Genomic DNA, 19,149 nt, shown 5'->3' with positions numbered 1-19,149 from the left:
ATGGAACTGGCATCACTCGAGATTATCACGGGATGCCACAGGCGCTCTAAGTTTCGCCATCAAAAGATGTATTTGATACCTCTAAATCAAGTTCAGATAGTGTCTTTTTATTGGAAGACTCCCTAGAGAATTTCCGCAGTCGTCGTGGTCCATGCAATCCCAAGTAGTCATACAAAGGGAATTTTATGCCAAGAACAACATTTCCGCATCTGGCCATTCCTATTGGCGGGCGGCCAGGCGACCAACCGCTTGCGATCGTGGAGCGGTTGCAGGCGGAACTTCAAACTCGTCTGGCGGCGCAAGAGGAGTGGGGCGCCGAGCGTGCGCTGTTGCGTGCCATGATTGACCAAGTTCCGGATTATCTGTTCGTCAAGGATCTTGAATGCCGCTTTCTCATCGTCAACTCCGCGGTGGCCCACATCCATGGTTTCGGCGACCCTGATATGCTTATCGGCAAATCCGATTTTGACCTTCATCCGCTTGATCGCGCTTCAGGGTTCTTCGACATTGAGCAGGCGATAATAGATACCGGATGCCCGATGATCGACATGGAGGAGATCGTCCTGGATGCTGAGACCGGCAAAAGAAGATGGCTCTCGACTTCCAAGGTCGCCATGCGCGATGATCAAAACCAGATCATTGGGCTCGTAGGTATATCACGTGATGTAAGCGTGCGAAAACGCGCCGATCTTTTGCGCGACGAACAGGCTCTCGTCCTCGAGATGATTGCGATGAATTCACCGCTGGATGAAGTCCTCGACCGGATCGTAAGGCTGATCGAAGCGCAGCTCGAAGGCGTCCTCGGCTCAATTCTGCTGCTTGATGAAAGTGGAAACCATCTCAGGCATGGCGCGGCTCCAAACCTGCCCCAGGCCTATTGTCGAGCGATCGACGGGGTCGCCGTGGGGCCGAAGGCCGGTTCATGTGGCACCGCCGTCCACCGGCGCACGAATGTCGTCGTCAGCGACATCATGGGCGATCCGCTATGGGCCGATTATCGTGAACTGGCCGCCGAGCACGGGCTACGTTCCTGTTGGTCAACTCCTATCCTCTCGCATCAAGGTGCCGTGCTCGGTACATTTGCTATGTATTCCCACGCGGTGCGTGAACCAGGAACTATTGAGACAGGCCTCACCGATATGGCAACTCGTATTGCTGCCATCGCCATTGAACGCAAGCTGGCCGAAGATCAGATCAGTTTTCTGGCACATCATGATATCTTGACGGGACTTCCCAATCGCAGCCTTCTGAAAGATCGCCTTATCCAGGCAATGCTGCAGACCGAACGCCACAATCCTTGCGTCTCCGTCGTCTTCATCGACCTCGATAACTTCAAATCGGTCAACGACAGCCAGGGCCACTCCGCCGGCGACGATCTATTGAAGATCGTAGCAGGTCGAATGGTGGAGTGCGTCAGGCCGGTCGATGCGGTGGTGCGGCTCGGTGGCGATGAGTTCGTGATCCTCCTCGTCGACCAACCAGAAGGATCCGACGCGATTTCGGTCACACTCGATAGGGTCAGGACGGCGATTTCGGAGCCGATAACGATCGGCGGCCGGGTTTTTCACGTCACCTGCAGTATGGGCGTAGCGACCTTTCCGCATGACGGTGCCGATGCAGAGACTCTGCTGATGAACGCAGATGCCGCCATGTACAAGGTCAAGGAAGCCGGAGGCGACGGATTCCAGTTCTTCACCGTTCAGATGAATATTACGGTGCACGAGCGGCTGGCATTGCAGGATGCCATGCGCGACGGCCTCGCCCGCGCGGAATTTTATCTGCTTTACCAGCCACAGGTTGACTTGAAATCGGGCGAGATCTTTGCGGTGGAAGCACTCGTTCGTTGGAGGCATCCGAAACTTGGGGTGGTTTCTCCTGACAGGTTCATCCCGTTGGCCGAGGAAACCGGGCTTATCGTTCCCCTGGGTGATTGGATTCTGAAGGAAGCCTGTTGCCAGAACAAGGCATGGCAGGACGCCGGCCTTTTGCCTGTCAGCGTCTGCGTCAATGTCTCGGCCCGCCAGTTCCAGGACAAGAACTTGATCAAGAATGTCACCAGCGCCTTAGCGGAAAGCGGACTTTCCGCCGAATATCTCGAACTGGAACTTACCGAGAGCCTGGTTATGCGGGACGTCGAGCAAGCGATCGCGACAATGAAGGAACTGCAGACCCTCGGCGTCCATTTCGCTATTGACGATTTTGGAACGGGTTATTCAAGCCTTTCTGCTTTAAAAAGCTTGCCTGTATCGAGGCTCAAGATCGATCAGTCCTTCGTTCGCAACCTTGCGCAAGATGAGGACGACAGGACCATCACTGCAGCGGTGATCTCGCTTGGACAAAGGCTGAAGATGAAGGTGATTGCGGAAGGGGTGGAGACGGACGAGCAACTGACCTTCTTGCGCGAAAGCCATTGCGACGAGATACAGGGCTACCACTTCAGCCGGCCGGTTGAGGCCGCGGCCATCGCCGCGCTGCTTTCGACAGACTGAAGGAATCGAACCTATGCGATCCTCGCATGAGAAAGAAGCCGAGCGAGGCAGATGCATCCTGGTCAGCTAAAAGATATGCTCAAACCGCTGGTCCCGTGAAAGTACGGGAACTTTGCAGGACGGCCGTCACTGATACGCATGACCAGGAGTTCGACGATGCCGACGCTCGATCAGGAGCGACCATCGACGGTGGGCTTATGTCGCTGTCCGACCGATCCATGTTACCACCGTCGCGAAATTTCTCGGAAGCCTCCCTGTCTGCCTGCGGCACCTGCGCCGCCCCCCCTCGGTCTCTTGATGTTGTTCCTCGGCGCCTCCAATCATCTTCATGAGACCCGTCGATCCTGCCTCCGTCTTCTCGGATCTTATACACGCGCTCGCGCAGTGTCCGCTCTCTGTTTTCCATGTTCGCGTCTCCTATTGGGCAATGGATAACGAAGATCCGCGCAACGGGTTCGGGCTTCGGTTTCGCCCGCGGCAGAAACCGGTTGACGAAGGCCCGATGAAGCCTGACCCGATTGCATGCGGAGCCAGTCTTCGCCCGGTTTAGAGGAGCCCATCAATGTCTAAGGGTGAATGACCCGGAAATCCGGCTATTTTCCCCACTCGGAGGAAAACACCACGAAGGCGCGCTTGGGAACATCGTTCTCGGCCTGCAACTTCTCCACCTTCTTTCGAAGCGTGCGGAGCTCAGCCTCGAGCTGGGCTGAGGTCAGTTCGGCACTCTTGACCTCAGCCTGAACGACGGCGTCCTTGATGGCGGGCGCGCGGCCATTGTGGCCGTCGGCATGATGTTTCTTCACCCAAAGGCGCAGAGACTGTTCGCCAATGCCGAACTCATTGGCAACCTCGCGATAAATCGTCCGGTCGAGCGGATTTTTCAGAAGCCGCAAATCTACGGCTTCTATGGCTTTCAAACGAAAGTCTTCAGGATATCGTCTCGCGGAAAACAAACGAAGTCCTTCTAAGCCAGAACAATCGGAGCAGGCTGGATGTGCATGGCATACACGGCAATCGCATCCGGAGGCTTGCGTACTAACGATTGCCGGTTCGCTTGATAACCATCGATAAATATAGTTTATCGATGGTTAGCCATCTCACGGAAAATTCTTGCCATCTCCATCGTTAATCGCTATGTTTTCCGCACGATTTCGACGAGGTAGCATAATGTCCGAACCGCAGCTCTCCGTGCGCAGTACCAAGGCCAGAGACCTGGCCCACGCGCTGGCGCGCCGTACAGGCCAGCCGATCAACAAGCTTGTCGAAATCGCTCTCGAACGTTACGACCAGGAACTGCGGCAAAAACCGGCACAGACGCCAGCGGACACGCTTTGGGAGTTGATGGCCGAGGGCCGAAAGGCTGTGCCGCCCGGCACGACCTCCGCCCACGATGATCTCTACGACGAAAACGGCTTGCCGAAATGATTGCCGTCGATACATCGGTCATTGTCGCCACGTCGCTGGGCGAGCCTGAAGCTGAACAGTTTCATGCGCTCCTTACCCGTGAGGAGATCGTTATTGGGTGGCCGACCCTGCTTGAAGCGCGCATGGTGCTGGCCGGCAAGAACTTTCCCAACGCCGCGACCATCATTTCACAGCTGGTTGCATTGCCAAACGTCAGCGCGGTGGCTTTTGGCGAGCGGCACTATTATGCCGCTGAGAAAGCTTTCGATTTGTTCGGCAAGGGCCGTCATTCAGCCGGCCTCAATATGGGCGACTGTTATGCATACGCCGTTGCCGCGATCGCCAAGGCGCCCCTTTTGTTCAAGGGCCACGATTTCGGACAGACGGACCTGAAACTTCATCCGTCGTCGTCGCAATAGGGAGGGAAAATCGTGGAGGACCGCGTTAGATTTGCCCTCGAAAAGCTGCTCGGTATCGCCGATCAGGATACCGGCCAGGGCCGGCGAGTGGGGAACTTCCTGCTGGCGTGGTGGAACGCCGAGGCGCATGGCGGCTTCGATCTCACCAGTCTGGCCAATGTCGATCGCGAGGTTTCCGACGATATGGCGACCGTCTGCACCTGGCTCGCCCGCGAAGAGGATGTCGTCTACCCCTACGACTATCGCGGCGAAATCGAGCAGACCATCACAAGCTGGCGGCCTCAGGCGCAGACATCGTGATGGCGAACACCCGGAAACAGCTCGCTCTATCCGGTGTCGAACGGCGATCCGTCGAGCTCGACACGATCGCATCGGTGCTGCCGATCGATCGGCGCCACGAGCTGGCCGAGCTGCTCACCGACGAAGACGTCGAGACGCTGCGCCATCTTGTCAACCAGGGCATGGGCTCCAACACGCTGCGAGCACTGACCTCCGATCTCACCTATCTTGAAGCCTGGGGGATCGCAGTGACAGGAAAGTCGCTATCCTGGCCGGCACCTGAAGCGCTGCTCCTGAAATTCGTCGCGCATCATCTGTGGGACCCGCAACACCGCGAGACCGATCCGGATCACGGCATGCCGGCCGACGTCGACGAAAAGCTTCGGCGCCAAAAATTTCTGAAATCCGTTGGCCCACACGCGCCCGCAACGGTGCGCCGACGGCTGGCGAACTGGTCGACGCTAACCAAATGGCGCGGCCTTGACGGCGCCTTCGCCTCCCCTGCCCTCAAATCGGCCATTCGGGTCGTCCCTCGGATGCGCCGCCGCAAGAGCACCAAGGCCATTACCGGCGACGTGCTGGCAAAACTGCTGGCGACCTGTGCCACCGACAGTCTGCGTGATCTCCGGGACCGGGCGATCCTGATGGTCGCCTTTGCCTCTGGCGGCCGCCGGCGCAGCGAGATCGCCGGGCTGCGCCGCGAACAGCTCACCGTGGAGCCACCGATCGAGATGCCGGACGGCCCTCCCCTCGCCTCTCTCGCCATCCATCTCGGTCGCACCAAAACCAGCAGTGGCGAACAGGACGGCGTGGTCTATCTGACCGGCCGGCCGGTCGAGGCACTGAATGCCTGGATGACGGCAGCCAAGATCGACAGCGGCAGCGTGTTTCGGGCGATCGGGCGTTGGGGCAATGTTTCGCCACAGGCGATTGATCCGCAGTCGGTCAACGCAATTATCAAGCAGCGGGCGGCGATGGCTGGGTTGGATAGGGGGGAGTTTTCGGCGCACGGGTTGCGATCGGGATATCTCACCGAGGCGGCCAACCTTGGCATCCCTCTACCTGAGGCGATGGAGCAGTCGCGTCATCGCTCTGTGCAGCAGGCCTCCAGCTACTATAGCTATGCGACAAGACGGAGCGGGAGAGCTGCTCGCGTGCTTTGATAGGTTAGATAGCCATTCTTGGCCTCTCATGTAAAAATTGGTTGCATCGAAAGCTAACGCGGGGAAAACAACTCTCATAGGAAATGTCTTCTCAAGCTGGCATCGCGACCAGCAATCCGTTTCTCGGGTGGGAGGCTATTGCCATGTTGAGACCGTAAATTTCTTTCAGTGCCTCCGGTGTCATGATTGCTTGTGGGGCTCCTCGAACGATCATTCTCCCGGTGTGAAGCGCGATTATCTCATCACAGAAGCGGGCTGCCATGTTGACGTCATGCAGAACGAGAAGCACACCCAGACCCCTGGAATGACTTAGACGCTGCACCAGCGATAGAACCTCGATCTGGTGTGCTACGTCGAGCGCCGAGATCGGCTCGTCCAGCAACAAGCACTCGGCATCCTGCGCCACGAGCATCGCCAGCCACACCCGTTGGCGCTCACCACCGGAGAGGGTGTCGACGAGGCGGTCCGCCATGCCCGCGACATCCGTCAGGGACATTGCCTCATCGACCTTGTCGCGATCGGTCTTGCCGAAACGGCCGAGCGCTCCATGCCATGGATAGCGCCCAAGCGCTACCAGTTCCTTGACCAGCATCCCGCTTGCCGCCGGCGTTTGTGTTGCAGGTAGGCAAGCTTCCTCGCGAATGGCCGGTCGCCCCATTCGGCGAGCGTCTTCCCTCAAAGCGTACGACTCCGCCAGAGGCCGGCTGCTGTCGTGCCAGGATCTTCAAAAGCGTGGATTTGCCCGAGCCATTGTGACCGATCAGCCCGATCGTTCGCCGGGGCGGAATGGTCATTGTCAACGGCTGCAACAGCACCCTGCCCGGAACTGAGAACGAGACATCCTGCAGTTCGAACAGCGCAGCTTGCTGAGCCTGGGCCTCTTTCTCTGCAAACGCGGCGCTGCTCATACGCTCTCATCCTTCAGGTATTGGTCATGGTGGTCAGACCTTGCACTCCGGTTAGGGGCGGAGCCAGTTTCAACAATACGGCCGTCCCGCATGGTGACAATCCGATCGGCGACATGGAAATATCGATCGTCATGGCTGATGACGATGAGGGTCTTGCCCTGTCGTTTCATCTCAGGCAACAGCTCTTCGTAAATGACGCGGCGGAATTCCGGATCCTGATCTGCGGCCCATTCATCCGTCACGACAACAGGGCGATCTTCCAGCCAGGCCTGTACCAGAGCAAGGCGTTTGCGCTGCCCGGTGGAGAGGTCCGCTGTTGTGAACGTATCGCCGTCAATTTTCACCTTATGGCCAATGCCGAGTCTTTCCAGATGCCCCACCTTGGATTATTGCATCTAGACATTGGGTCGCTTAGCCCGACCATCATCTTCCGAATTCAAATGGCTTCGCGAAATGCGTTCCCGTGCGTTAACGCAGCTGCGTCAATTATACCCCCTGCTTACTCATAAAGTTCGTGCGAGAAGGATTACCGACAAGCAATCCGGTTGGATTTCCGGTGTCCGGATGACCGAGTTTGTTCAACGGGAAAGAGTGCGACGGCATCGGAGCTATTTTTCGTTGGAATGTTCCAAAGTCCCTTTCTTCCGACCGTCACAATGCTAAAGTTTTGATCGGCGTTATCGCTCACGTCGACCGGGGGACGAATGAAGGCTTTTATAACAAAGGCCGCGGCGGCGGCGATCGTCGTATTTGCCCGTGCGGTCACGGCGGTTCGCGCCATCTGGCCCGAGGCGGGCCTGCCGTCCCGCCCTTGCGTTTATTTCGCCAACCATTCCAGCCATGGTGACTTCGTTCTGGTCTGGACGGTGTTGCCGCCAAGGCTGCGTCGTCAGGCTCGCCCGGTTGCCGGTGCCGAATACTGGCTCAAATCGCCGCTCAATCGCTTCATCGGCAGCGACGTCTTCAATGCGGTTCTGATCGCCAGGGAGAAAGACCAGAGGACTGAGGATCCCGTCACGCAAATGGCTGCGGCAATCGACGCCGGTTCATCCCTGATCCTCTTTCCAGAAGGTACGCGCAACCAGTCCGACGCCCCTCTCCTTCCGTTCAAGAGCGGCATCTTTCATCTGGCGGCGGCGCGCCCCGACATAGAATTGGTTCCCGTCTGGATCAACAATCTCAACCGGGTCATGCCAAAGGGAGAGATCGTCCCGATACCGCTGATCTGCACGGTCACCTTCGGAAGCGCCCTGCGCTTGGCACCGGATGAGGCCAAGGACGCTTTCCTTGAACGCATGCAGACGGCTCTTCTCGCTCTGTCCCCCAAGCCTGCAGGGAGTGGTGAATGAGTGCCGCGAGTTCCGATCTGTTGACGCTGGTGGCCGGCATCTTCGGCGTGCTCATTCTCGCCTCGGCCATTGGTTACGTGCTCCAGCAGCGCCTCTCGCCAGACGGTTCGAACGCGGCGATCGAAAACCTCAACGCCCGGATCAAGGCCTGGTGGATCATGGTCATTCTGATCGGCATTGCCTTCGTGGCGGGCCGTATCGGGGTTCTCGTTCTATTCGGTTTTTGCTCCTTTGCCGCGCTCAGGGAATTTGTGACCCTCATCAATACCCGCAGGGCCGACCACTGGGCACTGGCGGCCGCCTTCTTCGTCGTGGTGCCGGTTCAGTATTATCTGCTCTGGGCTGAACAATACGGCATCTTCTCGATCTTCATTCCGGTCTATGCGTTCCTGCTGATGCCGATCATATCGGTGCTCAGGGGCGATACGGAGCGTTTTCTGATCCGCATTGCGGAAGTGCAGTGGGCGTTGATGATCTGTGTGTTCTGCGCCTCGCACGTCCCGGCCCTGCTGACCTTGAACATCCCGGGCTATGACGGCCGCAACGTGCTGCTGATCGCCTTCCTGGTGATCGTCGTCCAACTGAGCGACGTGCTGCAATATGTCTGGGGCAAGCTGTTGGGGCGCACCAAGATCGCACCGAAACTGTCGCCGTCCAAAACGGTCGAAGGCTTTGTCGGCGGCGTCGTCAGCGCCACAATGATCGGTGCCGCCCTCTGGTGGATAACGCCATTCACGCCTGTTCAGGCGGGACTTCTTGCCTTCATCATCACGCTGATGGGCTTCTTCGGCGGCCTGGTGATGTCGGCGATCAAAAGAGATCGCGGCATCAAGGACTGGGGCAATCTCATCGAGGGTCATGGCGGTCTGATCGACCGGCTGGATTCCGTCGTGTTCTCGGCACCGATCTTCTTCCACATCGTGCGCTACTGGTGGTCGCTGTGATGCCGAATGGGCTGAAGCGGCTTGCACGCAGCGGGACGGTGCATGTGCTGTTCGCGTTCTTTGCCATGGGCGGCTGGGCCGTCCTTGCCAATCGCGCCCATCCGATGCCAAGACCGCTATATTCCGGCCTGGTACAGGGCGTGATGTCGGCCTGCCTGACACTTTTCCTGAAGTCGGTGATCGACGGGCTTTCGAAGCGATTTGACGGCCTGGCGCGGTTATGGGCGCCGCCGCTCATTGCCTGCCTCGGCTCGGCCGCTGTTCTTATCGCCATCCATGCCGCGAGCGGCACACCGGAAATCCTCAAAACCGTCGCGGTTCCGCTTCTGGTATCGACCAGCTATGCCGCGATCTACAACTATTCGATCTCCGCAGGACGAGGTGCCGGGACATGACCGAGACAGGCGACAGACGGCCGCTGGCGAGCCGCAACACCCGCTGGGCAGGTTCGATCGCGCGATGGATGGCGTCGAAAACCATCACCCCCAACCAGATATCCCAGGCCAGCATGGTTGCGGCAGCCCTTGCCGGTGGCGCCTTCTATATGGCGGGACAGACGGTCGGTTGGCCCCGCATTGCCTGCCTGCTCGTGGCCGTGCTTTGCTGCCAGGGCCGGCTGCTTTGCAATCTGTTCGACGGCATGGTCGCCGTCGAAGGCGGAAAGGGAGAGCCGGACGGTCCGTTCTGGAACGAATTCCCGGATCGTATCGCCGATCTCCTGATCTTCGCGGGCGTCGGATATGGGATCGGCATGCCCGGCCTCGGCTGGGCCGCCGGCGCGTTTGCCGTCCTGACGGCTTACGTCAGGGAACTCGGCCGGGCCACGGGCAATCCGAGTGATTTCTCCGGCCCGATGGCCAAGCAGCACCGGATGGCAACGATCACCGCAGCAGCATTGATATCCGTGCTTGAGCCGTTGTGGGGGGGCTACAATCAGATCCTGATGATTGGCCTCGGTATCATCGCGCTCGGCGCTGCCTTCACCGCACTCCGCCGCTCAAGGACGTTGATCAGACGCCTCAAAACCCTCTGAAGGGCCTTTGAACAGGCCATCGCGCTGAACGCCCAAGGTCGCTTTCTGGAGGCGAGCCGAAGATTTCGGTCTGCCGATATCAAGAGCGGGATAGCAGTTCAGGTCGTGCTGATCTGCAGGACAACCGTCGGCCGTGCAAGCCCGGTCTTGCCATTGGTCCGCTGGTAGGGTTTCGCGAAATGCCGCTCGAGCTTCGCGCCCAAGGCAGAGATCGACCAGCAGAGAGCGAAATACACCACAAGAATGGAGCCATAGACCAGATAGGCCGGGCTTCCTCCGCGCGCGATGGTCGTCTGTTCGATCAGGATCTGCGCCGAGCGCAACAGTTCGTTGACACCGAGGACAGCGCCGAGAGAACTCGCCTGGGTGAGGCTGGTGACAAGGCTGACATAAGGGGGCAGAATGACTGGCATCGCCTGCGGGACGATGACCAGGAACAACCCTTTCCAGCCGCGCAGGCCGGATGACAGGGCAGCTTCCCGCTGGCCGCTCGGCACGGACAGCAGGCCGGCGCGAATAATATGCGCGCCGTTCGCGCCGCCCCAGACCGACACGCTGAGCGCGCTCGACCAGAACGGATTGAACGACAGGCCCGCATGCGGCAGCACAAAATAGACCATCAGCACCGTGACCATCAGCGGAATGTCACGAAGGCATTCGACGAGAGCATAGACAGGCCGCCTCAACCACCCCGATTGAGCGGAAAGACCGGCGGCGAAGATCACCGCGAAGAAGGTGCCGCCGGCGATCATGACCGAGGAAAGAAACAGGGTATTCAGGAGGCCGTCCAGCAGGAAGGACTGGAATTCCAGAAGCAGCATCGTCTACCTCCCGCCGAAAGGTCGGCTGAGACGCCGTTCAACCATGTAGCCAAGGCTAGAAATGGTGAAGACGCAGATCAGATAAATCACGCAGATCGAGGCGAACATCTCGATTGCCCGGAAATCGTAGGCGATCCGGTCGACGGCGACAAAAGTCAGCTCCACCAGGCCGATCGCCTGCAGGTATGCGGAATTCTTCACCGTCGCCACGATCGTATTCATCGCCGACGGCAGAGCCGCACGGGTCGCCAGAGGCAGGATGATGAATATCGAATGTTGCCAGCGCTTGAGGCCGAGCGACGCCGACGCGTCATGCATTCCGGTGCCGACGGCCGCGAGACCGGCGCGGAAATTTTCGATCTGAAAGGCACTTGCCCAGGCCGTCAGCGCAATGACCCCGGACCAGAAGATGCTGAAGCGCAATCCGAGGCTGGGAAGGCCATAAAAGATGAAGAAGATCTGCACGAGATAGGGCGTGCCGCGAATGAATTCGACATAGGCCGTGACGGCATATTGCAGCGGCTTGATCCCGCTTTTTCGCAACACCGCACCCACCAGGCCGATAAGGCAGGACAGGAATATTGCGAGAAAGCTGACGATCAGCGTCGTTTTGAGGCCGGTCATCAGATCCGGCAGGGCCTCGAGAATATAAGCAAAGTCCATGGCCGTCATCCTGCTCGAAAACACCGGTGAACATGGGGTCCTGGCGGTCGAAACCGTCAGGACCGGGTTCGCTTACTTTACGGCCGGCGGATCCGTTTCGAAGGACTTTACCATTTCCGCCGCGACGAGCGGATCCTTGACGAAGGTCGGCACCGTCTTTGAGTAAAATTTCTCGTTCTTCAGCTTCTTGACCACACCATTGACGAAAGCCTTGAGTTCGTCCTCACCCTTGCGGACGCCGACGCCATTGAAGCCGAGATCGACGGGCTCTTCCAGCGTGCGGAATTCCGGATAGTTGGCCGCGAGCGTCGCGATGGTGATTGCATCTCCAACATAGCCATCGGCGCGGCCCTGCTGCAGGGCCTGCAGATTGTCTGCATTGGTGTTGAGCTGGACGAATTCCAGGCTCGGGATGCGTTCCTTCAGCCACTTCAGCTGCGAACCGCCCTTGATAATGAGCATCGACTTGCCGTCGAGGTCGGCCAGCTTCTGAACCTTGCTGTCCTTCGGTACGATCACCCGGCTGCTGCCCCAGTAGTAGATATCGGAATAGTCGATCACCTGTTCGCGCGACGGCGTCTTGCCGAGCGTCGCAATGATCAGGTCGATCTTTCCGCCCGTCAGGGAGGGAATGCGGGCGTCCGTCGCCACGCAGCTCAATTCCGCCTTTTCGGCTGCCCCGAAGGCGGCAATGCCGATTTGCTTCGCCATCTCGATTTCGATGCCGGCCGGCTTGCCGTCGGTGCCGGATGCCCCGAATGGAGGAGAATCGCATTTTGACGCCGATGCGGATCACGCCGGCATCCTTGATCGCCTTGGGTACGGCCTGAGCCGAAGCGGGCAACGCCGAAAGCGTAGAGACGGCAAGAGCGCCGAGAGCTAGGGCCGTGCGGCGAAGCATGCAGATGGATGTGTACATGACAGTCGTTCCCTTTGTTTCATTATTTTGCCCACCGAACGTTTGCCCGTCCGTATGCTTTTTGCCGCAACCAGTCCGGATGCAGAAAATCAGACCTGCTAGTGCAGTATCTGGCTGAGAAATGCCTTTGTCCGGCTTTCCCTTGGATTGCGGAAAAACTCCTCGGGCGGCGCTGTCTCGATGATCCTGCCCGCGTCCATGAACACCACCCGATCCGCCACCTGCCGCGCGAAACCCATTTCATGCGTGACGCACACCATGGTCATGCCGTCGCTCGCCAGCTGCGCCATGGTATCGAGGACTTCACGAACGAGTTCCGGATCGAGTGCCGAGGTCGGTTCGTCGAACAGCATGATCTTCGGACTCATGCAGAGCGATCGGGCGATCGCCGCTCGCTGCTGCTGTCCGCCGGACAACTGGCTTGGATAGAAATCCGCCTTGTCGGGAATCCGCACCCGCTCCAGATAGGCGCGCGCCAGCGCCTCGGCATCCTTTCTCGCAACGCCCTTTACCCAGCGGGGAGCCAGCGTGCAGTTCTCGAGCACGGTGAGGTGCGGATAGAGATTGAAGTTCTGAAACACCATGCCGACATCCTGGCGGACACGGTCGATGACCTTCTGGTTGTCCGTCAGCTCCGTGCCGTTGACGACGATGCGGCCCTTCTGATGCTTTTCCAGGTAGTTGATGCAACGGATCATGGTGGACTTGCCGGAACCCGAGAGACCGCAAACGACCACCTTTTCACCACATCGGACGGTAAGGTTGACGTCGTGCAGCACCTGGAGGATGGAGAACCATTTGTCGACGCCGGACAATTCGACGGCGATTTCCGGGTCGGCCATCTCCGATTTCTTCTCATTCGCCGTCATCTGCAACTCCTCCCTGCAGTTCAGCTTAAGATGCCAAAGCCTGGTTTTTCTGCGCGAACCGGGCGGGCCGGAAATTCGCAAGCAGAGGGCTCGCCTCCCCGGTCACGATTTCCCGCGCGATGAGCTCACCGACAATCAGGCCCAGTGTCGCGCCGCTATGGCTGAAGGCGACGAAATAACCCGGAGTGCCCTCCAGCGGACCGATCACCGGTTCCCCATCACCCGGCACAGGCTTCGGCCCGTAGTGATAGCTTTCCAATTCCAGCACGGGGCTACCCTCGAGCACGTTCGAGGCTTCGGAAAGAAGCCGCCGAAGCGTCTCTTCCTTCACCTCGTAAGGCCCATCGGAGCGACGATTGAGTTCGTCCTCCGACCACGCGGAATCGCAGACGACCGCACCGTCCGGCGTCGGACGCAAGGCTACGTTCGGCGTATTGAGGACGGCGCGCACCGCGGATCTGAAAGGCTTCGATTTGACAAGAAGGGCGATCGGGGTTGCGTCGGCAATGGCATGACCCGCCTGTTTTGCCATATCCGGCACGGCCGCACCGCTGGCGACGAGAACTGCGTCCGCCTTTATATACGTTCCGTTTGCAGTCGAGACCCCGGCTGCCCGACCACCCCTGATGTCCACGCTCGCCTTTCCAGCATGGGCCACGGCCTGGCCACCGAGTGCCTTGAACTCTTCGAGGAGGATATCGATCAGGCAAGGCAGATCGACCCAGCCCTCACCCGGATTGAAAATCGCGCCCCGAGGCGAAACCGCGGCCACATTGATACCGGGCGTCACCTTCGCCACTTCTGCGGCGCCAAGGAGCTGGCAGTCATAACCGATCGATTGCTCGTGAGCGTAGGCTTCCGCAATCCGGTTCGACGCGTCATCCGCGTCCCACGTCAAACCGCCCTCGAAGCGCAGCCAGGCAGCGCCTTCATTGCGGCTTGCCAGTGTCCGATAACGATCGATGCCGACGACCCGTAGACGGTGATATTCGGCGGAACGGAAACGGGCCGAATTGAGCCATGCCAGCGACCGACCGGACGCGCCGCTGGCGAACGCCCCTTCCGTGACCAGGGTGACCTGCGCGCCCAGCCGGGCCAGATGAACCGCCGAGGAAACACCAAAAATACCGCCACCGATGACGGCAATCCGCTGGCTGGAGGATGAGGTTATCAACTGCATGTTCCTTCGTCTTGGATTGTCCCAAGGCCTCGTCGATCCGAGTGTAGAGTCACCCGTTCTCACCTATGAGACCGGTATCAAGCGTATTTGAGACCGGTCTCATATGTCAATGGTGTGATTTTCTTGACGCCGTTTTTTTCTCAGCCTATGTCACGGAACATGATGAAGAGAACGACGTCAAAGCGGCTTGTCACCATCTCGGACGTTGCGCAAAGCGCAGGTGTATCCAAGGCGACCGCCGCACGCGTTCTCGGCAGCTACGGGACAGCGAGCCCCGTCGTGAAGGAGAAGGTTCGGGAAGCCGCAAGGAAGCTCGGCTATCAGGCCAACGAGCTTGCGCGCAGCATGACGACCGGAAAATCGAAGACGATCGGGGTCATCGTGGGCGATATCGAAAACCCGTATTTCGGCCAGGCCGTGCGCGGTATCAGCGATGCGGCGCACGCTGCGGGATTCGATGTCATTCTGTCCAATTCCGGCGAGGATGCCGCCAAGGAAAAGGCGGCCGTCCGCGTCCTGATGGGCAAGCGCGTGGATGGATTGATCGTTACGCCGGCCTCGGTATATGAGACGCAGCACCTGCATGAGGTCCAGAGATCCGGTCGACCTCTCGTCCTTCTGGACCGGACCATCCCGGATCTCGCGGTCGACGCCGTCGTTACGGACGACCGGCAGGCGGCCGAGGCCGCCACGCGAGCCCTGATCGAAGCCGGCCATCGCCGCATTGCCTACATCTCCGCCACGGAGTCGGACGACCCGATCTACCGGGGACCGCACCAGATCAATCTGAGCACGGTGATGGAGAGAATAAAAGGCGTCGTCGCGGCAAGCCTGTCTGCCGGTATCGAGCATCCGGAGCGCTATATCCGGCTGGGTGCCAACCGCCGCGGCGAGGGCGACAAGATCATTTCCGAGCTGCTTCAGGGCCCCGACAGGCCGACTGCCATACTCGCGTCGGACAATGTGGTGGCGCTCGAAGTGTTCAAGACCCTTCGCAGACTGGGCATGTCCATCCCCCAAGACCTGTCGCTGATCGCTTTCCACGATGCCGACTGGACGAGTGTGACCAGCCCGCCGATTACCGTGATTGCCCAGCCGGTCTACGACCTCGGCTTCGAAAGCGCGCAAATCCTTGTCCGACGCATTACCGGCGTCGGCGATGCGCCACGCTGCCGGGTGCTTGCGACGACACTCATCAAGCGGCAATCGATTGGGGCTCCGCCTGAGATCCAGGATGGCCGCGCCGTTTTTCAGAACAACGCCGCTAAAATCGGTTGATGCACGTTTGAATTGGCGTTGATTTCAACCACATCGTCGGCGCTCCAGCGAGCTACGCCGAACTCACTGAACGTAGTCGCCGGCGTCAAACGGCCTCAATGCGGGCCCTGCGCCATGCCTCGAACCGCTCAAGCGTTTCCTTGTTTGGCGGATAGACGCCAAGTGTCGATTTGCCTGACTCGATCTCCAGCTTCAGGAACTCTTCCTGCTCCTCCATTTCAATGGCCTCGTCAGCGATCTCGTTCACATATTCCCGGGGGATGACGATGACGGCCTCGCTGTCACCGAAGATGATGTCGTCGGGATAAACCGCGACGCCGCCGCAGGCGATCGGCTGGTTCATGTCGGAAGCATGGTGGGCAACCAGATTGGCCGGCGCCGCCGGTCCCATGCAATAGGTCGGCAGCCCGAGCTGGGCGATATCGGCCGTATCGCGAACGCCGCCATCCAGCACAAGGCCAGCGCATCCGCGGTAGACGAGGCGCCGGGCCAGCATCGCGCCAATCCCGGCAATCTCCGCCAGCGAGCGGCAATCGAACACGAGGACGTGCCCCTCGGGTATCGTGTCGATCGCCTTGCGTTGCTGATTGGACGGATCGGAACTGTAGGTCGAGCCGTCGATATCCTCCCGGGCGGGAATGTAGCGAACGGTGACAGCCGGGCCGATCATCGGCCTGTCGGCGCCGGCGAGCGGTCGCACGCCACGCACGGCAGTGTTCCTGAGGCCACGCTTCAGCAGCAAGCTACTGAGGCTCGCCGAATTTGTCCGCAAAAGCTTTGCGTGAACCGATGGGTCCAAAGCCGTCATGATAACCTCCGTCTGTCTGGCTGCGAGATCTAGCATAACGGCGCGATAGTTCAATAAAGAATTTCTAGCTTCTTATTTGGACATCGGGTGAACGCCGTTGATGACTTTCATCACCGTGGCAGCGGCGTCGAGGACCTCGCGCCTGATTGATCGAGCGCGCTCCGGCGTCGCCTCGCCAATGAACGGCACGCTGACCGTGGCGACCAGGCGAGTTGCGGAATCGAATATGGGAGCAGCAAAAGCGCGCAAGCCAAGGTTCGATTCCTGATTGTCCTCGGCACTTCCACTGCGGCGAATTTCAGTGAGCGCCTCCTTCAACGTCTCGGGATCGGTGATCGTATACGGCGTCCGGGCCTCCAGGCCGCCGGCGCAATAGGCTTCGATCTCGTGATAGTCGGAATAGGCCAGGGCGAGCTTGCCGGCCGCACCGACATGCTTGCGCGAACGGCCGCCGACCTTGATGAACAGAGCGTAGTCGCCGGGGCTGGGGGCCGCAAATATCGTCATCATTTCATGGCCTTCGGGCGCCGCCAGCCTGAAGGATTCGTAGATCCTGTCAGCCGCGGCCACCAGGACCGGCCTCGCCGCCTCGATCAGCGTCACCCTATCCGCACCGGGTGAAATCCGCCGCGCAAGCTGCACGAATTTCGGCCCCAGTTCGTAGGAAGCCCCGCCGTTCACACGAGCCACAAGCCCATGTGCGGTCAGTGAATTGAGGATGCGATACACAGTTGAACGGGGCACCCCGAGCTGCTCGACCAATGCGCCGAGTGAAATGCCGGTCTTCGCGTCAGCAACCGCCTCAAGCAGATGCGCCGTCTTTTCCACCACCGGAGAGCCATGCTTAGGTTCATTCATGAACTTCAAATTCCATATACGGATTACCTGCCTTGACTTCTTGAGATTGAACGAGCATGTTGGCGTCGCAAGTGTCATATTTGACACTACGCACTTGCAGGAGGAAGTAAAGCCATTTGAGCGCGGGGCGTTCCCGCGGACTCGGATGACTTTGAGGAGAAGATCTCCGAGACGCCATGTGCGGCTCGTTTCGATTTGGAGGAGGGCTTTCATGAAGAAGATCACGGGCATCCATGCGCTGGGCATGGGGCTTTTAATGTCGTTGGCGGCAAGCGTCGCAATTCCCGCTCGCGCTGCCCCGGACAAGCTGACGGTCGTGGTGACGGATGAGCCGAAATCGCTGGACCCCTGCGACACGGACCTTTCGGGCAATTCACGCATTCTGCACAACAACATCACCGAAGCCCTCGTCAATCTCAGCCCCAAGGATGGTTCGGTCGTCCCGAGCCTCGCCACCAGCTGGCGGCAGGTCGATAGCCTGACCTGGGAGTTCAAGCTGCGCGAAGGCGTGACCTTCCACGACAGCAAGCCGTTCGATGCCAATGCGGTGATCGCTGCTCTGAAGCGGGCCCAGGATCCGGCGCTGGCCTGCGAAGTGGGGCTCGCCACACTGAAGGGCCTCAAACTCGCCGCAGAAGCCGTGAACCCGACGACCCTCCTCATCAAGACGGACGTCGTAGAGCCGATCCTGCCGAACAAGATGTCCGCCCTGGACATCGGTTCGCCGGCAACCCCGGGCGACGCCAAGACGCGCACGCCGGCCGGTACGGGGCCTTACAAGCTGGTCGCATGGACGCCCGGCCAGTCCGTCGGTCTGGTGGCCTATGAAGGCTATTGGGGCGACAAGCCGGCAATTCGCAACGCGACGATCATCTGGCGCGCCGAGTCCGCGGTGCGCGCCGCGATGGTCGACACCGGCGAAGCGCAGATCGCCTATGAAATCGCACCCCAGGACGGCACGACCGGACAGGATCATGCTTTCCCGAATGCCGAGACGTCGCTGTTGAGGATCGATGCGCAGATCGCGCCCCTCAACGACAAGCGCGTTCGCGAAGCACTCAATCTTGCGATCGACAGGGACGGTCTCATCGGAACGATCTTCCACAAGGACGCTCAAAAGGCGATGCAGGTCGTGCCACCTTCGGTCTTCGGCTTCAATCCCGACATTTCGGTTTGGACCTACGATCCGGAAAAGGCGAAGTCCCTGCTTGCAGCCGCCAAGGCGGATGGCGTGCCGGTCGACAAGGAGATCGTCATCTACGGCCGCATCGGCATCTATCCGAACTCGTCCGAAAGCCTGGAGGCCATTCAGGCCATGCTGGCGGATGCCGGTTTCAACGCCCGGCTTGAAATGCTCGAGACAAGCCCGTGGCTGAAGCGGCTGCTGAAGCCTTGGAGCAAGGACCGCCAGCCTTCCATCCTGCAGACGCAGATCGACAACGCCGAGGGCGATGCCGTGTTCACGCTGCCGAACCGCTTCACCACCGATGGCAACCAGTCGACCATCACGGACGCCGGTCTCGACAAGCTGATCGCCGATGGCTCGAAGGCAACCGGAGACGAGCGCAAGAGGCTGTTCCAGCAGGCGTTCAAGTACATCGCCGTCGATGCGGTCAACATCGCGCCGCTCTTTCACATGGTCACGATCGCCCGTGTCGCCAAGAACGTGAACTATACGCCTGATGTGCAGGCCGGCAACGAGATCAAGCTGAAGTCGATCAGCTACCGTTGATCAGCCCGGCCGACGGCTTGTATGTCGCTTGAG

The 19,149-nt window shown here is 59.5% G+C and carries 19 protein-coding genes and 2 pseudogenes; 11 read left to right on the top strand and 10 right to left on the bottom strand.

The window, feature by feature from the left end; translation table 11 throughout:
- Positions 1-185: 185 nt before the first annotated feature.
- Entirely contained in the window at positions 186-2,489 is a 2,304-nt protein-coding gene (locus ACZ9EJ_RS26470; protein WP_046641041.1) for a sensor domain-containing protein, read from the top strand.
- 593 nt (positions 2,490-3,082) lie between these two features.
- Here the strand turns inward: ACZ9EJ_RS26470 and ACZ9EJ_RS26465 are convergent.
- Positions 3,083-3,406 carry a hypothetical protein gene (locus ACZ9EJ_RS26465; protein WP_255737779.1) on the bottom strand — a complete coding sequence of 108 codons (324 nt, stop codon included), beginning with the start codon at positions 3,404-3,406 and terminating at the stop codon, positions 3,083-3,085.
- A gap of 250 nt (positions 3,407-3,656) precedes the next feature.
- Between ACZ9EJ_RS26465 and ACZ9EJ_RS26460 the strand changes: the two genes are divergently transcribed.
- From ACZ9EJ_RS26460 to ACZ9EJ_RS26445, 4 genes are read left to right on the top strand one after another with little or no spacing between them, the layout of a single operon-like run.
- Positions 3,657-3,914, top strand: coding sequence for a type II toxin-antitoxin system VapB family antitoxin (locus ACZ9EJ_RS26460; RefSeq protein ID WP_046630387.1), 258 nt, complete (start codon positions 3,657-3,659; stop codon positions 3,912-3,914).
- Positions 3,911-4,312 (top strand): type II toxin-antitoxin system VapC family toxin, encoded by a 402-nt coding sequence (locus tag ACZ9EJ_RS26455; protein ID WP_046641039.1) that lies wholly within the window; start codon positions 3,911-3,913, stop codon positions 4,310-4,312. Before ACZ9EJ_RS26460 ends, ACZ9EJ_RS26455 begins: the two co-directional genes overlap by 4 nt.
- Positions 4,313-4,324: 12 nt before the next feature.
- Complete coding sequence (locus tag ACZ9EJ_RS26450) at positions 4,325-4,612, top strand: DUF7673 family protein (RefSeq protein ID WP_046641038.1); 288 nt, start codon at positions 4,325-4,327, stop codon at positions 4,610-4,612.
- On the top strand, positions 4,612-5,754 hold the full coding sequence (locus tag ACZ9EJ_RS26445; RefSeq protein WP_046641037.1) for a site-specific integrase: 1,143 nt from the start codon (positions 4,612-4,614) through the stop codon (positions 5,752-5,754). The genes ACZ9EJ_RS26450 and ACZ9EJ_RS26445 overlap by 1 nt, the downstream gene beginning before the upstream one ends.
- 91 nt (positions 5,755-5,845) lie before the next feature.
- Here ACZ9EJ_RS26445 and ACZ9EJ_RS26440 read toward each other — a convergent pair.
- Both ACZ9EJ_RS26440 and ACZ9EJ_RS26435 read right to left on the bottom strand, forming a co-directional pair.
- Positions 5,846-6,662, bottom strand: a pseudogene (locus ACZ9EJ_RS26440) (ATP-binding cassette domain-containing protein).
- Positions 6,659-7,033: pseudogene (locus ACZ9EJ_RS26435) on the bottom strand (cyclic peptide transporter); the annotation flags it as partial. The pseudogenes ACZ9EJ_RS26435 and ACZ9EJ_RS26440, both read right to left, overlap by 4 nt.
- A 333-nt stretch (positions 7,034-7,366) precedes the next feature.
- Between ACZ9EJ_RS26435 and ACZ9EJ_RS26430 the strand changes: the two are divergent.
- Genes ACZ9EJ_RS26430 through ACZ9EJ_RS26415 form a run of 4 tightly spaced genes read left to right on the top strand, consistent with a single transcriptional unit; the run spans position 7,367 to position 9,988 of the window.
- Complete coding sequence (locus tag ACZ9EJ_RS26430) at positions 7,367-8,011, top strand: lysophospholipid acyltransferase family protein (protein ID WP_046641035.1); 645 nt, start codon at positions 7,367-7,369, stop codon at positions 8,009-8,011.
- Positions 8,008-8,955 carry a phosphatidate cytidylyltransferase gene (locus tag ACZ9EJ_RS26425; protein WP_046630381.1) on the top strand — a complete coding sequence of 316 codons (948 nt, stop codon included), beginning with the start codon at positions 8,008-8,010 and terminating at the stop codon, positions 8,953-8,955. The genes ACZ9EJ_RS26430 and ACZ9EJ_RS26425 overlap by 4 nt, the downstream gene beginning before the upstream one ends.
- Positions 8,955-9,350, top strand: a complete 396-nt coding sequence (locus tag ACZ9EJ_RS26420) for a hypothetical protein (RefSeq protein WP_046630379.1) — start codon at positions 8,955-8,957, stop codon at positions 9,348-9,350. The genes ACZ9EJ_RS26425 and ACZ9EJ_RS26420 overlap by 1 nt, the downstream gene beginning before the upstream one ends.
- Positions 9,347-9,988: a CDP-alcohol phosphatidyltransferase family protein gene (locus ACZ9EJ_RS26415; protein WP_046630377.1), complete on the top strand. Its 642-nt coding sequence runs from the start codon at positions 9,347-9,349 to the stop codon at positions 9,986-9,988. Before ACZ9EJ_RS26420 ends, ACZ9EJ_RS26415 begins: the two co-directional genes overlap by 4 nt.
- A 98-nt stretch (positions 9,989-10,086) precedes the next feature.
- Here ACZ9EJ_RS26415 and ACZ9EJ_RS26410 read toward each other — a convergent pair whose 3' ends face one another.
- The 5 genes from ACZ9EJ_RS26410 to ACZ9EJ_RS26390 form a co-directional block, all read right to left on the bottom strand.
- Positions 10,087-10,809: an amino acid ABC transporter permease gene (locus ACZ9EJ_RS26410; RefSeq protein ID WP_046630376.1), complete on the bottom strand. Its 723-nt coding sequence runs from the start codon at positions 10,807-10,809 to the stop codon at positions 10,087-10,089.
- A 3-nt stretch (positions 10,810-10,812) separates the two neighbouring features.
- Positions 10,813-11,472 carry an amino acid ABC transporter permease gene (locus ACZ9EJ_RS26405; RefSeq protein ID WP_251089613.1) on the bottom strand — a complete coding sequence of 220 codons (660 nt, stop codon included), beginning with the start codon at positions 11,470-11,472 and terminating at the stop codon, positions 10,813-10,815.
- A gap of 72 nt (positions 11,473-11,544) precedes the next feature.
- Positions 11,545-12,189 carry a transporter substrate-binding domain-containing protein gene (locus tag ACZ9EJ_RS26400; protein WP_476100517.1) on the bottom strand — a complete coding sequence of 215 codons (645 nt, stop codon included), beginning with the start codon at positions 12,187-12,189 and terminating at the stop codon, positions 11,545-11,547.
- Between the two features lie 300 nt (positions 12,190-12,489).
- Positions 12,490-13,260: an amino acid ABC transporter ATP-binding protein gene (locus tag ACZ9EJ_RS26395; protein WP_046641033.1), complete on the bottom strand. Its 771-nt coding sequence runs from the start codon at positions 13,258-13,260 to the stop codon at positions 12,490-12,492.
- 25 nt (positions 13,261-13,285) lie between these two features.
- Positions 13,286-14,434, bottom strand: coding sequence for an NAD(P)/FAD-dependent oxidoreductase (locus ACZ9EJ_RS26390; RefSeq protein WP_370650431.1), 1,149 nt, complete (start codon positions 14,432-14,434; stop codon positions 13,286-13,288).
- Between the two features lie 165 nt (positions 14,435-14,599).
- Between ACZ9EJ_RS26390 and ACZ9EJ_RS26385 the strand changes: the two genes are divergently transcribed.
- Positions 14,600-15,718 carry a LacI family DNA-binding transcriptional regulator gene (locus tag ACZ9EJ_RS26385; RefSeq protein WP_080955763.1) on the top strand — a complete coding sequence of 373 codons (1,119 nt, stop codon included), beginning with the start codon at positions 14,600-14,602 and terminating at the stop codon, positions 15,716-15,718.
- A gap of 85 nt (positions 15,719-15,803) precedes the next feature.
- On the opposite strand, the gene ACZ9EJ_RS26380 is transcribed toward ACZ9EJ_RS26385, so the two are convergent.
- Both ACZ9EJ_RS26380 and ACZ9EJ_RS26375 read right to left on the bottom strand, forming a co-directional pair.
- A complete protein-coding gene (locus tag ACZ9EJ_RS26380; protein ID WP_046630468.1) occupies positions 15,804-16,526 on the bottom strand; it encodes an RraA family protein in 723 nt (240 codons plus the stop codon).
- 72 nt (positions 16,527-16,598) lie between these two features.
- Positions 16,599-17,384, bottom strand: coding sequence for an IclR family transcriptional regulator (locus ACZ9EJ_RS26375; RefSeq protein WP_046641046.1), 786 nt, complete (start codon positions 17,382-17,384; stop codon positions 16,599-16,601).
- Between the two features lie 211 nt (positions 17,385-17,595).
- Here ACZ9EJ_RS26375 and ACZ9EJ_RS26370 point away from each other — a divergent pair, with 211 nt between their 5' ends.
- Entirely contained in the window at positions 17,596-19,116 is a 1,521-nt protein-coding gene (locus tag ACZ9EJ_RS26370) for an ABC transporter substrate-binding protein (RefSeq protein WP_046641030.1), read from the top strand.
- Positions 19,117-19,149 lie beyond the last annotated feature (33 nt).

It is taken from the genome of Neorhizobium sp. USDA 3394 (genome assembly GCF_056280385.1).
This window is presented reverse-complemented; position numbering and strand designations above follow the sequence as displayed.

Coding starts and splice junctions, on each gene's coding strand:
- ACZ9EJ_RS26410 (WP_046630376.1), bottom strand. CDS start 10,809: ATGCTGCTTCTGGAATTCCAGTCCTTCCTGCTGGACGGCCTCCTGAAT.
- ACZ9EJ_RS26385 (WP_080955763.1), top strand. CDS start 14,600: ATGATGAAGAGAACGACGTCAAAGCGGCTTGTCACCATCTCGGACGTT.
- ACZ9EJ_RS26420 (WP_046630379.1), top strand. CDS start 8,955: ATGCCGAATGGGCTGAAGCGGCTTGCACGCAGCGGGACGGTGCATGTG.
- ACZ9EJ_RS26405 (WP_251089613.1), bottom strand. CDS start 11,472: ATGGACTTTGCTTATATTCTCGAGGCCCTGCCGGATCTGATGACCGGC.
- ACZ9EJ_RS26455 (WP_046641039.1), top strand. CDS start 3,911: ATGATTGCCGTCGATACATCGGTCATTGTCGCCACGTCGCTGGGCGAG.
- ACZ9EJ_RS26425 (WP_046630381.1), top strand. CDS start 8,008: ATGAGTGCCGCGAGTTCCGATCTGTTGACGCTGGTGGCCGGCATCTTC.
- ACZ9EJ_RS26430 (WP_046641035.1), top strand. CDS start 7,367: ATGAAGGCTTTTATAACAAAGGCCGCGGCGGCGGCGATCGTCGTATTT.
- ACZ9EJ_RS26470 (WP_046641041.1), top strand. CDS start 186: ATGCCAAGAACAACATTTCCGCATCTGGCCATTCCTATTGGCGGGCGG.
- ACZ9EJ_RS26460 (WP_046630387.1), top strand. CDS start 3,657: ATGTCCGAACCGCAGCTCTCCGTGCGCAGTACCAAGGCCAGAGACCTG.
- ACZ9EJ_RS26370 (WP_046641030.1), top strand. CDS start 17,596: ATGAAGAAGATCACGGGCATCCATGCGCTGGGCATGGGGCTTTTAATG.
- ACZ9EJ_RS26380 (WP_046630468.1), bottom strand. CDS start 16,526: ATGACGGCTTTGGACCCATCGGTTCACGCAAAGCTTTTGCGGACAAAT.
- ACZ9EJ_RS26445 (WP_046641037.1), top strand. CDS start 4,612: ATGGCGAACACCCGGAAACAGCTCGCTCTATCCGGTGTCGAACGGCGA.
- ACZ9EJ_RS26375 (WP_046641046.1), bottom strand. CDS start 17,384: ATGAATGAACCTAAGCATGGCTCTCCGGTGGTGGAAAAGACGGCGCAT.
- ACZ9EJ_RS26415 (WP_046630377.1), top strand. CDS start 9,347: ATGACCGAGACAGGCGACAGACGGCCGCTGGCGAGCCGCAACACCCGC.
- ACZ9EJ_RS26395 (WP_046641033.1), bottom strand. CDS start 13,260: ATGACGGCGAATGAGAAGAAATCGGAGATGGCCGACCCGGAAATCGCC.